Annotated in this window: 9 protein-coding genes and 1 tRNA gene; 7 read left to right on the forward strand and 3 right to left on the reverse strand. The window is 69.5% G+C overall.

Going from position 1 to position 14,325, the window contains the following annotated elements:
• On the forward strand, positions 1-1,356 hold the full coding sequence (locus ACEN9V_RS16450) for an HTTM domain-containing protein (protein ID WP_413601214.1): 1,356 nt from the start codon (positions 1-3) through the stop codon (positions 1,354-1,356).
• 2 nt (positions 1,357-1,358) lie between these two features.
• A complete protein-coding gene (locus ACEN9V_RS16455) occupies positions 1,359-2,765 on the forward strand; it encodes a phytoene desaturase family protein (RefSeq protein WP_413601215.1) in 1,407 nt (468 codons plus the stop codon).
• A gap of 936 nt (positions 2,766-3,701) precedes the next feature.
• Here the strand turns inward: ACEN9V_RS16455 and ACEN9V_RS16460 are convergent.
• Complete coding sequence (locus tag ACEN9V_RS16460; protein WP_413601216.1) at positions 3,702-4,124, reverse strand: hypothetical protein; 423 nt, start codon at positions 4,122-4,124, stop codon at positions 3,702-3,704.
• Between ACEN9V_RS16460 and ACEN9V_RS16465 the strand changes: the two genes are divergently transcribed.
• From ACEN9V_RS16465 to ACEN9V_RS16485, 5 genes are all read left to right on the forward strand, one after another.
• Positions 4,105-7,047, forward strand: a complete 2,943-nt coding sequence (locus tag ACEN9V_RS16465) for a hypothetical protein (RefSeq protein ID WP_413601217.1) — start codon at positions 4,105-4,107, stop codon at positions 7,045-7,047. The two genes, ACEN9V_RS16460 and ACEN9V_RS16465, sit on opposite strands and share 20 nt — an antisense overlap.
• Before the next feature lie 338 nt (positions 7,048-7,385).
• The gene (locus ACEN9V_RS16470) at positions 7,386-11,834 is read left to right on the forward strand and encodes a hypothetical protein (protein WP_413601218.1); all 4,449 of its coding nucleotides are present in this window, start codon (positions 7,386-7,388) and stop codon (positions 11,832-11,834) included.
• 137 nt (positions 11,835-11,971) lie between these two features.
• Positions 11,972-12,056: transfer RNA gene (locus tag ACEN9V_RS16475), tRNA-Ser, on the forward strand.
• A 61-nt stretch (positions 12,057-12,117) separates the two neighbouring features.
• Positions 12,118-12,768 carry an SDR family oxidoreductase gene (locus ACEN9V_RS16480; RefSeq protein ID WP_413601219.1) on the forward strand — a complete coding sequence of 217 codons (651 nt, stop codon included), beginning with the start codon at positions 12,118-12,120 and terminating at the stop codon, positions 12,766-12,768.
• Between the two features lie 38 nt (positions 12,769-12,806).
• A complete protein-coding gene (locus ACEN9V_RS16485; protein ID WP_281265513.1) occupies positions 12,807-13,427 on the forward strand; it encodes a TetR/AcrR family transcriptional regulator in 621 nt (206 codons plus the stop codon).
• A gap of 4 nt (positions 13,428-13,431) precedes the next feature.
• Here the strand turns inward: ACEN9V_RS16485 and ACEN9V_RS16490 are convergent, their stop codons facing one another.
• Positions 13,432-13,860, reverse strand: coding sequence for a BLUF domain-containing protein (locus tag ACEN9V_RS16490; RefSeq protein WP_413601220.1), 429 nt, complete (start codon positions 13,858-13,860; stop codon positions 13,432-13,434).
• 17 nt (positions 13,861-13,877) lie between these two features.
• Positions 13,878-14,309 carry a bleomycin resistance protein gene (locus ACEN9V_RS16495; RefSeq protein WP_402730063.1) on the reverse strand — a complete coding sequence of 144 codons (432 nt, stop codon included), beginning with the start codon at positions 14,307-14,309 and terminating at the stop codon, positions 13,878-13,880.
• Positions 14,310-14,325 lie beyond the last annotated feature (16 nt).

Genomic DNA, 14,325 nt, shown 5'->3' on the forward strand with positions numbered 1-14,325 from the left:
ATGGGCAACACCATCACCGCCGGGGCCACTCGCCTCGGCCGCATGCTCAAGGACCTCGTGTGCGGGGGTCGCGCCGGAGCCCTGACGCTCGCCGGCCGCGGTGCCTCCTTCGCCGAGCACTGGCTGCTCGGCAAGAAGCGAGCCCTGTACGGCCTCGCCGTCTTCCGCATCCTGATCGGCGTGATGGGGATGGGCATCCTCGCCGCCAACTGGTCGACCCGCCTCTACGCGTACGGCGCCGGCTCCGCGTGGACCGGGCAGCACCTCTACCCGGGCAGCGACTTCGAGAAGATCTGGCTGTTCAAGTGGTTCAACTTCGTCGGCCCGGACAACGTCGGCTTCACGCTGAGCTACATCGGCCTGTTCGTCATCGCCTTCCTGGTGGCGATCGGGTGGCGCACGAAGTTCGTCCTGCCGGTGTACCTGGTCTTCTACGTGTCGTTCATCGAGATGAACGACCTGCTCAGTGACCAGAGCGACAACCTCCTGCGCATGGTCATGATCTACATGCTCTTCGCGGACACCTCGGCCCGGCTCTCGCTCGATGCTCGCCGCCACGCGAAGTCGCACGACGCCCTGCGCCGATTCGACCGCCGCAGCCGCATGGTCCGCCCGTACACCGCGATGTTCCACAACCTGGCGATCGTCGTCACCACCATGCACGTCGGCTTCGTCTACATGTCCGGCGCGCTCTACAAGGCGCAGGGCGGCACGTGGGGTGCAGGCACCGCGGTCTACGGCCCGCTCATGGTCGACCGGTTCTCCACCTGGCCGGAGATCGCCAAGATCATCACCACCTGGGGCCCCATGGTCGCTGCGTTCTCGTGGGGCACGATCATCCTGCAGATGATGTTCCTGCCGATGCTGCTGAACCGCATCACCCGCATCATCGTCCTGATCGGCATCATGTCGTTCCACGTCGGCATCGGCGTCCTGATGGGCCTGCCGTTCTTCTCCATGGCGATGATCGCCGTCGACGCGATCTTCGTCCGCGACCACACCTGGCGCGCGATGGGCCGCGGCCTCAAGCGGGCCTGGGCCAACGCGGCGCGACGCTCGCCCGGGGTCACCCTGGCGGAGCGGCGGACGACGGCGGACGCCGTCGCAGCCACCCCGGTGGACGACGCGTGGTCCGGCGCGGCTCCCGTCTCGCCGGTGGTCGCCACTGACGACCTGGAGGCCGGGGTCGCCCCCGTCGCGACCGCGACGGACGTCGACGTGGTCACCACGACTCCCGAGCCGGCCACCCTGTGGACGCGACGCCCCGCCGAGAGCGCGAGCCGTGCCTCCAGTCCGGAAGGACCGGACGCGGAAGCGGACGCGACCGACCGACGCGACGACTCCGTGGTGGTCTGAGCGTGCGGGCCGTCGTCGTCGGCAGCGGGCCCAACGGGCTCGCCGGCGCGATCCGGCTGGCGCAGGCCGGCGCGAGCGTCACCGTGCTCGAGTCGCACTGGCGGGTCGGGGGAGCGGTCGGTTCCGCGGAGCTGACCGCCCCCGGCCTGGTCCACGACCTGGGAGCGTCGTTCATGCCGCTCGCCGCTGCCTCGCCGTTCCTCCGTTCCCTCGAGCTCGAGCGGCACGGCGTGCACTGGGACGAGGCGCCTGCCGCGCTCGCCCACCCGCTCGACGACGGCAGCGCCGGCCTGCTGTACCGCGACATCGCTACAACGGCCGAGGGCATGGGCGTCGACGGGTCCACCTGGCGCAACCTCTTCGAGCCCTTCGCCGAGCGGTTCGACGACCTGACCGCCGATGCCCTGCAGCCCCTGGCGCGCATGCCGCGGCACGCGGCGCTGATGGCGCGGTTCGGGGCACTGGCCGCGCAGCCTGCGCTTCGGCTCGCCGGCTCCTTCCGTGAGGAGCGGCACCGAGCGCTGTTCGCCGGCATCGCCGCGCACGCGTTCGGACGGCTCGACACGACGTTCTCCTCCGCCATCGGTGTGATGCTCGCATCCGCCGGGCACGCGGTCGGCTGGCCGGTCGTCCGGGGCGGTGCGCAGGTGCTCGCCGACGCCCTGGTCGCGGAGCTCGAGTCGCTCGGCGGGCACGTCGAGACCGGCCGCACCGTCACCGACATCCGCGAGCTCGGGGACGCCGAGGTCGTGCTCCTCGACGTGGCACCGAGCGCCGCCGTCGAGATCCTGCACCACCGGATCCCCGAGCGCTCCCGCCGGGCGTTCACCGAGTACGCGCACGGTCCCGCCGCCTACAAGGTGGACTTCGCGATCGACGGCGACATCCCGTGGACCGCCGCCGAGTGCCAAGAAGCCGGCGTCGTGCACCTCGGCGGCACCGCGGACGAGGTCGCTGCTGCGGAGGCGCAGGTGGTCGGTGGCAAGTCCTCGCGGGCGCCGTTCACCCTGGTCGGCCAGCAGTGGAAGGCCGATCCGACGCGGTCCGCGGGCGGACGCAACCCCGTCTGGGCGTACGCCCACGTGCCGTACGGGTCGACCGTCGCCGCCGAGAACCGGATCATCAGCCAGATCGAGCGGTTCGCGCCCGGGTTCCGGGAGCGCATCGTGTCCACCCGCGTGACCAGTGCGATGGGGTTGGCGGCGGCGAACTCGAACTTCGTCGGGGGTGACATCAACACCGGGGCGAACACCTTCCGGCAGCTCATTGCCCGGCCGACGTTCGGGCCGAACCCTTACAAGACCGGAGTCGACGGCGTGTACCTCTGCTCCGCTGCCACTCCGCCGGGGCCTGGGGTGCACGGCATGAGCGGTGTCAACGCGGCGAACCGGGCACTCAACGCCGCATGAACGACTTCCGGCCCGGGTGCCATCGCCCGGGCCGGGCTCGACCGGAGCATCCCCCATGTGCGCCGGCCGGGGACCCCTGCACGTGATGAGCGTGTGCAGGGATCAACCAGGAGCTGTCAGAAACGGCACTCCACTACAGAAAGAAACCAATCACATGAGCAAGCACAAGCGCTCTGCCACACGCAAGATCGTCGCAGCGTCGACGATCGGTGCGCTCGCGGCATCCGGTGCCGCATTCGGCGTCTACTCTTCGGCGCAGGCCGACGACCGCGCCGTTCCCGGGGCATCGCGGGCGACCGTCAACACGATCACCGGACCACTCGTCTTCAAGTCGGATAGCTCGTCTCAATACCTGCGTTTCGACGGTAGTGCGAAGTACATGAACGGGCTCGGTGTCAAGTCGTTCTCCACCCTGGCCGCTGCCTGGTCTGCCGACCTGCCGGAGTTCACATACCCAGGCCTGGGTGAAACGGGTCCCATTGTCGACTCGACAGGAAATTGCGCGACGATCGGTAACTCCCTAATTGGCACGGTGAACGTCCCTAATGCGTCCTGGTCGGCCTGTACGGGAAAGCAGTCCCAGGACAACTCGCAGAGCTTCACGAGCACAACGCAGGGATTCCGCGTGAACGGCGTCATGTACATCAACGTCAGCGGTTCCAAGTATCAGTCATATCTGTATGACAATGCGGGGTGGAACAAGCCGGGCTACATGTGGGCCGGTTGGCGACCCGGCTCGGGCGCAACTCCGCCCGAGACGCCGCCGCCGAGCAATGGCAACGCATCCGCGTCGGCTGCGGCTTCGGCGCGTGCTGATGGGAACAACAATCCGGCGGCGGTTGCTGCGGCGCAGGCGGCGGCGAACAACGACGCGACGTCGGTTGCGGATGCTGCTTCGGACGTGAGTGCCAACTCGGCGGCGCGGATTGCGGGTAATCAGGTGACGACTGCGGCGGCGGATGCGGCACAGAACGTGTCGTCGGATCCTGCTGCTGCGGGTTCGGTGGCCGCGAAGGGCGCTGGGCTCGGAGACAACAGCTCGAACACGAATGGTGCTGGGTCGGTTGCGGCGAATGCGTCGCCGAACTCGGCGTCGAAGGGTGCTGCGATCGGGACGTCGTCGACGAACGCTTCGGCGGAGGCGAACGGGAACCGGAACGCCGCTGCTTCGGCGTCGGCGTCGGCGGATGCTGATGGGAACAACAACCCGGCTGCGGTTGCTGCTGCGCAGGCGGCTGCGAACGATGATGGGACGTCGGCGGCGTCGGCTGCTGCGGACATCTCGGCGAGGGCTGCTGCGCAGATCGCGGGTAACCAGTTGACGACGGCGTCGTCGAACGTGACGCAGAACGCGGACACGGATCCGGGGAGCTCGTCGAAGGCTGCGGCGCAGGCGGCGGCGAAGGCGGACAACTCGACGAAGGCGAACGGTGCTGGGTCGATCGTGGGGACGGCGAACCCGGCGGCTGCGTCGCAGGGCGCGTCGATCGCATCGTCATCCTCGGATGCTTCTTCCGAGGCTGCTGGTGATGTCGACGGTAGCGAAGACGGCACGCCGGAAGGCACGAACGAGGGCACCCCGGAGGGCACGAACGAGGGCACACCGGAGGGCACTCAGGACGGCACCCCGGAGGGCTCCGACCAGGGGACGCCGGAGGGTACCAACGAGGGCACCCCGACTGGTGACCCGGTTGGTGACCCGCAGGGCACGCCGACTGGTGACCCGGTGGGTGACCCGGTTGGTGACCCGCAGGGCACGCCGACTGGCGACCCGGTGGGTGACCCGGTTGGTGACCCGCAGGGCACCCCGACTGGTGACCCCGTCGGTGACCCGCAGGGCACGCCGACTGGTGACCCCGTTGGCGACCCGGTTGGTGACCCGCAGGGCACGCCGACTGGTGACCCGGTGGGTGACCCGGTTGGTGACCCGCAGGGCACGCCGACCGGTGACCCCGTTGGCGACCCGCAGGGCACGCCGACTGGTGACCCCGTTGGTGACCCGCAGGGCACGCCGACTGGCGACCCCGTTGGTGACCCGCAGGGCACGCCGACTGGTGACCCGGTGGGTGACCCGGTTGGTGACCCGCAGGGCACGCCGACCGGTGACCCCGTTGGCGACCCGCAGGGCACGCCGACTGGTGACCCCGTTGGTGACCCGCAGGGCACGCCGACTGGTGACCCGGTTGGTGACCCGCAGGGCACGCCGACTGGTGACCCGGTGGGTGACCCGGTTGGTGACCCGCAGGGCACGCCGACTGGTGACCCGGTGGGTGACCCGGTTGGTGACCCGCAGGGCACGCCGACCGGTGACCCGGTTGGTGACCCGCAGGGCACGCCGACTGGTGACCCCGTTGGCGACCCCGTTGGTGACCCGCAGGGCACGCCGACTGGTGACCCCGTTGGTGACCCGGTTGGTGACCCGCAGGGCACGCCGACTGGTGACCCGGTGGGTGACCCGGTTGGTGACCCGCAGGGCACCCCGACCGGTGACCCGGTTGGTGACCCGCAGGGCACGCCGACTGGTGACCCCGTTGGCGACCCCGTTGGTGACCCGCAGGGCACGCCGACTGGTGACCCCGTTGGTGACCCGGTTGGTGACCCGCAGGGCACGCCGACTGGTGACCCCGTTGGTGACCCGCAGGGCACGCCGTCTGGTGACCCCGTTGGTGACCCGCAGGGCACGCCGACTGGCGACCCCGTTGGTGACCCGCAGGGCACGCCGACTGGTGACCCCGTTGGTGACCCGCAGGGCACCCCGACCGGTGACCCGGTCGGCGACCCGCAGGGCTCCCCGACCGGTGACCCCGTTGGCGACCCGCAGGGCGTGCCGACCGGTGATGTCGACGGTAACCCGGAGGGCTCGGTTGATGGTCCGTCGGGTGCGAACGTGAACGCGGGTGCGTCGGTGTCGGCGTCGGCTGATGCTGATGGGGATAACAACCCGGCTGCGAAGGCGGCGTCGGAGGCGGCTGCGAACAATGACGGCACGTCGGCGGCGTCGGCTGCTGCGGACATCTCGGCGAAGGCTGCTGCGCAGATCGCTGGGAACCAGAAGACGACGGCGTCGGCGGATGCGTCCAAGGACGCCAAGTCGAAGGCGAATGCGTCGTCGAAGGTCGCGGCGAAGGCTGCTGCTGAGGCGGACAACTCCTCCAACACCAATGGTGGGGCGTCGGTTGAGGCGTCGTCCAAGACGCAGGCGTCGTCGAAGTCCGCTGCGATCGCGGATGCGTCCAAGGACGCGTCCCAGGACGCTGCTGCGAACGTGAACGGTGATCCGGGTGCGAACGTGAACGCGGGTGCGTCGGTGTCGGCGTCGGCTGATGCTGATGGGGATAACAACCCGGCTGCGAAGGCGGCGTCGGAGGCGGCTGCGAACAACGACGGCACGTCGGCGGCGTCGGCTGCTGCGGACATCTCGGCGAAGGCTGCTGCGCAGGTCGCTGGGAACCAGAAGACGACGGCGTCGGCGGATGCGTCCAAGGACGCCAAGTCGAAGGCGAATGCGTCGTCGAAGGTCGCGGCGAAGGCTGCTGCTGAGGCGGACAACTCCTCGAACACCAATGGTGGGGCGTCGGTTGAGGCGTCGTCCAAGACGCAGGCGTCGTCGAAGTCCGCTGCCATCGCGGACGCGTCCAAGGACGCGTCCCAGGACGCTGGTGCGAACGTCAACGTGAACGGCACGCCGAACTCGTCGGCGTCGTCGAACCCGGGGGCGAACGGTTCGCCGAACTCCAGCGCGAACGCGAACCCGAACCCGAACACGAACGCTTCGGCGTCGGCGGGTGCGTCGGTCGACGCGGACGGGAACAACAACCCGGCTGCGAAGGCTGCTGCGGTGGCGGCTGCGAACAACGACGCCACCTCGCAGGCGTCGGCTGCGACCGACGTGACGGCGAAGGCTGCTGCGAAGACCGCGGGCAACATGGTCACGACCGCCTCGGCGAACGCGACCCAGAACGTGGCTGCGGACAAGAACGCGTCGGCGAGTGTCGCGGCGAAGGCTGCGGCGAACGCGGACAACTCGTCCTCGACCCGTGCGCAGGCGTCTGCTGCGAAGAACGGCAACGCGAGTGCGGCTGCGTCCTCGGCGGCGACGGCGGATTCGTCCTCGAACGCGTCGGGCGCGGCTGCTGGCAACGCGGACGGGCAGAAGGGCGAGCTCGCCTTCACGGGCTCGGACGTCCTCCCGGTCGTCGCACCGCTCGCGGGTCTGCTGGTCCTGCTCGGCGGCGCGGTGCTCTTCATCGCCAAGCGCCGCAAGGCCACCGACAAGGCCTGACCCCAGGTGGGGAGTCCGCGCACTGCGGGCTCCCCACTGGGGCCTGACCCCAGGTGGGGAGTCCGCGCACTGCGGGCTCCCCACTGCCATGCCCTGGTGGGGACCACTGATCACCGCAGCGGTCCCCACCAGCGCACCCCCAGCCTCCCGGCTCGCACATGCGATACTTGAAATATATAAATATCGACGATATTCTTTGATTGCACCTCGATGCTCCCGAGCAACCGCTCGCGTGCGAGCTGACGGATGCGGTACCCACTGGCTGACGGCTGGTCGGCACCTTCCCGATCTGCCGATCCACCCTTCCCACCTCTGCATCACACTCCGAAAGTGACGACATGAAACACAAGGCACCCCCTGGCGCGCGGCGCAAGGGAATCCTCTTCGCGGGCGGCGCGCTCGGCCTGACGACCGCGCTGCTCGGCACGGTCGCGGTGTCGGCTGCGCCGCAGCCGACTGCCGATTCCGGACGGGAGGCTCGACCCGCCTCCGCAGCGTCGGCCGACGTCACGGCACGCGACCCTGAGCTGCTCCTCGTCGAGGACTTCGAGAACGGCGGCTGGACTGACGCCAAGTTGGTCAACGAGTACGTCGGTGCCGCCGGCGAGACCTACACGGGTGACCCGGTGTGGATCAACGGTGCACGATGCAACGGCATCGTCACGAGCCAATCGAGCACCTCGCTCGCCGCTTGCGACAGCGGGGGCAACGCGGGGTTGAAGAAGATCGCGAACGCCCTCGGGCAGATCACCGGCACGGACCCGTCCACGAACCACATCGTCAGCGCCTACACGCAGGGTGGGGATCCCGGTGCGAACAAGATCCAGCTCGAGTCGGTGAAGCCGTTCGAACTGCCGCAGACCGGGCGTTTCGTGTCGTTCGGCGTGAGTGGCGCGGCGATGAACTGCTACTCAAACCACCCGCTCCTCGACTTCTCACTCGTCGACGGCGACCAAGAGCACAAGATCGCGGACACCCCGATCGACCCCTGCACCGACCGCGGTTCCCAGGAGTACGTGGTGTCCGGGACGACGGTCAAGGGTGGTGAGTTCGTCTCGAAGGGCGGACTGCTCTTCGACGGCGACACCGTGCGCTGGATCATGCGCAACCAGCAGGCGTCCGGCGCCGGGAACGACGGCGCGGTGGACCGCGTGTCCATCGTCGACTCGACGCCGACCATGACGCAGTCGCTCTCCGGGACGCCGATCGTCGGCGACACCGCTCGCCTGACCTACCGCGTGATCAACACGACCGAGCACGGGCAGAAGCGCGGCTGGTCCTTCGCCGCTGACCTGCCCGACGGGCTCTCCGTCGCGCAGACGCCGAACACGTCGACGACCTGTGCGAACCCCGACGTGACCGCAGCCGCGGGCGCGACGTCCGTGAGCGTGGACGGCGACCTCGCCGAGGCCGCCGCGGACTGCACGATCTCCGTGGACGTCACGACCACGACGCCCGGGACGTACTCGGTCGCCACCGACCTGGTGACGGCCCACAAGGGGCTCGACCTCGCCGGGACGGACTCGGTCGACTTCGCTCCGGAGCGCAACGCACTCACCGTGACCGGCACCCCGGTCATCACCGGTGGGAACGGCGACGCGGTGGCGGACCTCGGCGAGAAGATCGCGTTCCGGTACGACGTGAAGAACGACGGCAACGTCGCGGTCCACGACCTCGCGATCGGCGAGTCGGCCGACTCCTGCGCTGCGACCGACATCGCGGTGGGTGCGACGGTGTCGTGCACCACGCCCGCTCGTGACGTCACGCAGGATGACGTCGATGCGGGCAGCATCGACGACTCGGTGACGATCTCGGCGCTGTCCCGGCTGGACGCCCCCGTTGCGGGCGCTGGCACCGCCACGGTGAGTACCAGCGAGCAGAACGCCGGCGCGGGGCTCGCCCTCGCACCGGTCGTGAAGACCACCGGCGACCCAGGCGCCGGCGACACGGTCACGTTGAGTGTCCGCGCCTCGAACACCGGGAACGTCACGCTCCGCGACACGAGCATCGTTATCGACGGTGATCGCGGGATGACCGTCACGTGCCCTGCGACCATCGCACCGGGGAAGTCGATCGACTGTGACATCGAGGGTTCCTACACCGTGACGCAGGCGGACGTGGACCACGGATCGGTCGAGTTCGCGGCCACCGCGACGAGCACCGCTCCGAAGGGTGTCGAGGTCGAGGCGAAGGCCACGACCACGCAGGCGACCGTTGCACAGACCCCCGAGGTGTCCGCGACCTTCTCCGGCGCGATCGCCGGCAAGGCCCCGAAGGCCGGGGACAAGGTCTCCTTCACCGGGTCCGTCCGGAACAGCGGCAACGTGACGCTGCACGGTGTGACCGCTGCCGTCCCGGGCTTCGACGGCCTCACCGTCGCCGTCGCCGACGACGAGCTCGCCCCTGGCGCGTCGACTGCTGTGTCGGTGTCGGACTACACCCTGACCCAGGCGGACGTCGACGCGGGCGCACTGCGCGTCCCGATGGACGTCGCCGCGATCGGTCCGAAGGACCAGCAGGTCGAGGACGACGCACGGGCCGATCTCGAGATCGAGCAGCGCAGTGCCCTCACGTCGCGGTTCGGAGCGTCCCTCGACGTCGACCGCACGCCGAAGGCCGGTGACACCGTCTCCCTCACGGGCACGCTGTCGAACAGCGGTACCGTGACCCTGTCCGACATCGCGGCGTCGATGCTCGGCCGCGACGACATCGCCGTCGAGGTGCCGTCCGGTGCGCTCGCACCGGGAGCGGTTGTGCCGGTGACGATCGCCGCCTACCCGCTGACGCAGGACGACATCGACGAGGGTTCCGTCGCGTTCACCATGCGCGGCGAGTCGCACGGCCCGAAGGGGCAGATCGCGAACAGCGAGGCCGGCGCGAGCCTGGATCTCGAGCAGGCTGCCGGTGCGGGGCTCGCCCTGGCGCCGGTCGTGAAGACCACGTCGGACCCGGGCGTCGGCGACAAGGTCTCGCTCGGTGTGATCGCTTCCAACACGGGCAACGTCACGATCCGCGACACGACGATCGTCATCGACGGTGAGCGTGGCATGACCGTCACCTGCCCCGCGAACATCGCGCCCGGCAAGTCCGTCGAGTGCGCGGTCGAGGGCTCCTACAAGGTGACGCAGGCCGACGTGGACCGTGGTTCGATCACGTTCGACGCGACTGCAACGAGCACGGCGCCCAAGGGTGTCGAGGTGACGGCGTCTGCCAAGGCGACGCAGGCGACGATCGCGCAGGCTCCGGCCGTATCGACGAAGTTCAGCAGCGAGCTGGACGGCAAGAAGGCCCCCAAGGCCGGCGACACCGTGTCCTCCACCGGCTCGATCCGGAACAGCGGCAACGTCACCCTGCACGGTGTGACCGCCACCGTCCCCGGGTTCGACGAGCTGCGGGTGTCCGTCGCCGAGGAGCGTCTCGCTCCCGGTGCGTCCACCGCCGTGTCGGTGTCGGACTACACGCTGACCCAGGCCGACATCGACGCGGGCACGCTGAGCGTTCCGATGCAGGTCGCGGCGGTGGGTCCGAAGGACCAGCAGGTCCAGGACGACGCGAAGTCCGAGCTCGAGTTCGAGCAGCAGGCGACGATGAGCGCGCGCTTTGGCGCCGAGCTCGACGCGAAGGGCGCCCCGAACGCGGGCGACACCGTCACGCTCACGGGTACGCTGGCCAACACCGGCACCGTCACCCTCGCCGACGTGCAGGTCTCCCTGCCCGGCCACGAGGACCTGACGGTCCAGGCGCCGGAGACGATCGCTCCGGACGCGACGGCGAAGCTCGCTATCGCGGGCTACACGCTGTCCCAGGCGGACATCGACGCCGGCACGGTGCGCTTCTCGCTCGCCGCTGCCGCGACCGGACCGAAGGGGCAGACGACCTCGGCGGACGAGTCCGCTGACGTGATGCTGCTGCAGGAACCGCAGCTGCAGTCCGTGCTCTCGGCGCACCTCGCCGAGACCGAGCACGGTTCGGCTCCGCGCGTCGGCGACGAGGTCGTGCTCTCCGCGACCGTCTCGAACGCGGGCAACGTGACGGTCGAGGGCCTGGAGTCCGTAGTGTCGGACGGCGACCCCGAGCAGGTCGGCGAGGGCACGCTGGCCCCGGGAACCGACGTCGTCACCGAGCTGGCGCCGTACGCCCTGACCCAGCAGGACATCGACCGCGGGACGGTCGGGTTCGACCTGACCACCGCGGGCACGACGCCCACGGGTGACTCGGTGTCCTCGGGTGATCACCGTGACGTGTCGCTGGAGTCCTCCGCCAGCATCGACATCAGCGGCGAGTACACGACGTCCGCGACCACGGACGCGCTCCGTCCGGGTGACGTCGTGACGGGGTCGTTCCGGTTCGCGAACACCGGCAACCGGACCCTCGACCGCGCCGAGGTCGAGCAGCAGGTCGGATCGTCGAACTCCTGCGAGAGCGAAGCACTCCAGCCCGGTCAGGTCGAGTCGTGCGACACCAGCTACACCATCACCGAGGCCGACGTCGCGGCCGGTTCGCTGACCTTCACCGCGAAGGCGAAGGGCCAGTACACGGTCGCCGACGAGGCGGACACCACCCCCGGTGCTCGTTCGGCGGCCCCGCAGAAGACGGTGTGGGTGTTCTCGAAGGAGATCACGAAGAAGTTCACCGTCGAGGCGGCTCCGCAGGAGCTCGCGTTCACCGGCACGAACATCGTCATGATCGGTGTCCCGGCAGCGATCGTCGTGCTGCTGCTCGGCCTCGTCCTGCTCCTCGCCGCGCAGCGCGCGCGCCGGCGCCAGGACGACCGTCCGCAGGCCTGACCTGACAGGCCCGGCCTGACGTCGACACGACGACCCCCGATCGCTCCGATCGGGGGTCGTCGTGTTCCAGGTCCCGGCCTGGAGGCTCGGCTAGACTCCTCGGGACGCGGTCACGTCTCGCCACGTGGCCGCGTCGTGGAGGGTTGTCCGAGTGGCCGATGGAGCCTGTCTTGAAAACAGGTGGGCAGCGATGTCTCGTGGGTTCGAATCCCACACCCTCCGCTCGATCCACGTCCGTGTCGCGGTCACCCGGCGCTGAGGCGGTCCGCGTAGCGTCGTTGCAATGAGCGACATCATCATCTTCGGCGGCCACGGCAAGGTCGCACTCCTCGCGACGCGCATCCTCAGCGAGCGCGGCCACCACGTCACGTCCGTCATCCGGAACCCCGACCAGGCCGACGAGATCCGTTCCCACGGCGGCGACCCGAAGGTGGCCGACATCCAGGAGCTGACGCTGTCGGGCTTCGAGGACCTGGTCCGCGGGCAGGACGCCGTGGTGTGGTCCGCCGGTGCCGGCGGGGGATCGGTCGACCGGACCTGGGCGATCGACCGCGATGCGGCAGTGCTGTCCGTGCAGGCTGCCAAGCGCGCGGGTGTCGAACGCTACGTGATGGTCTCGTGGGCAGGTTCCGTGCTCGACCACGGGGTGCCGCAGGACAACGACTTCTTCGCGTACGCGCAGTCCAAGATGATCGCCGACGCGGTGGTCCGTGACTCCGGACTCGAGTGGACGATCGTCGCGCCGAGCACGCTCACCGACGACGAGCCGACCGGTCGCATCGACTGGGACGGCGAGTCGTCGAAGGTGTCACGTGGCGACGTCGCGCAGGTCGTCGCGGACGTCCTCGACAACGGTGGGACGGCCGGCAGCACCTACCGCTTCAACAGCGGCGCGACCGCCATCGCCGAGTTCCTGCACGCCGACCAGGCCTGACGGCCGGGAGCGCTCCCGCCGGTCGGTACGGTGGACCGGTGGGAGACGCGGCAGGCCAGGGGCGACGTGCGCTGATCGTCGAGGCCGCCGCCGGCGAGTTCGACCGACACGGGTACGCGACTGCCAGCATCGCGGGGATCGCCCGAGCGGGCGGCGTCGGCCAGGGTGCGCTCCACCACCACTTCCCGACGAAGCTGTCGATCGCGCACGCGGTCATCGACGAGCAGAACGCCCGGACCTTCGCGGCGATGGACTTCACCGATGCGTCGCCGGTCGGCTCACTCATCCGGGCCTCCCGAGCCATCGCCGACCTGCTCATGCACGATCTGGTCGTCCGCGCGGGGATCCGGCTGTCCTTGGAACACGGCGTGCTGGCCGGTGCGACCTCGAGCTTCTACGAGCAGTGGATCGCCGGCGTCGTCGACGTCTTCCGCCTCGGGGTCGCGAGCGGTGAGGTCGGGCAGGAGCTCTCGCCGGAACAGCTCGGCGCGACCGTGGTGCCGTACTTCACCGGCGTGCAGCTCGTCGCGAACGTCCGCTCCGGTCGGCAGGACCTGCTCCCTGCGGTGGCGACGATGTGGCAGGTGCTCGTCCTCGCGTCAGTGGAGCGGGCGCACCGGGAGCGGCTGCTGGCCCTCGTCGACGAGTCGTTCGCCTGACCGCTCAGACGTCGTGCAGCTCGCGATCTCGGAACCACTTCAGGAGCCACGCCGCGCTCGTCCGGTCGAACGACCGCGGGAAGTCCGTCGTCCCGCTCAGGAACGGGCTGAACCCCGCTTCCGCAGCCAGGTCGTCGTCGTCGAGTCCGCGGTAGGCCATCGACCACCCGTCGAACCGACGACTCTCGATGTCCTCCCGGAGCAGCGAGGTCACCTCGTGGTGCCGCGGGTCCTTCGCGATGACCGAGAACCGGTCGTCGACGCTCCACGCCGGGCCTTCGAGCAACTGCATGAAGCGGCCACCCTTCGCGACGAGCAGCCCGGAGACGCCGAGCGCCTCGTTGTGGAGTCGAGCCTCCCGGAGCAGCGCAGTCATCGCCGCGTCGTCGAACTCCTCGACGGCGCGACTCATGTAGACGATCGAGACGAGCACCCGACCATCATCCCGGGTCAGACGGGGCGTCGCCCGACGGACGACTGAAACCGGATGAGGTACCCGTCCGGATCGGTGACCAGGAACTGCCGGACGCCGGCTTCCTCGGCCCCGTCGACCCGGTACCACTTGATCTCCGGCTCCATGAAGAGGGCGAAGCCCGCCGCCCGCAACTCCGAGGCGATCACGTCGCTGTCAGGGACCGTGATCTGGAAGTTGATCCCGCGGCCGAAGGGCTGTTCCAGTGGCCCGGTCACCCAGTTCCGCCCCACCCCGGCCTGCTCGAGCATCAGGTGCGCCGAACCGAGCACGATGTACGCGAAGCGTTCGTCCGGCCGGTCGTACGACACGGTGAAGCCGCAGCTGCCGACCCAGAACGCAAGGCTCGCATCGAGGTCGGAGACGAGCAGTTCGGGAACCAGTGCGGGTGCGAGGTCGGGGACGGACACGGGTCCAGCCTAGGAT

Source organism: Curtobacterium sp. Curtsp57 (genome assembly GCF_047324335.1).
Lineage (GTDB): Bacteria > Actinomycetota > Actinomycetes > Actinomycetales > Microbacteriaceae > Curtobacterium.

Bases quoted from the DNA above. Each gene is read 5' to 3' on its own strand.
- ACEN9V_RS16470 (WP_413601218.1), top strand. From the start codon at position 7,386: ATGAAACACAAGGCACCCCCTGGCGCGCGGCGCAAGGGAATCCTCTTC.
- ACEN9V_RS16480 (WP_413601219.1), top strand. From the start codon at position 12,118: ATGAGCGACATCATCATCTTCGGCGGCCACGGCAAGGTCGCACTCCTC.
- ACEN9V_RS16450 (WP_413601214.1), top strand. From the start codon at position 1: ATGGGCAACACCATCACCGCCGGGGCCACTCGCCTCGGCCGCATGCTC.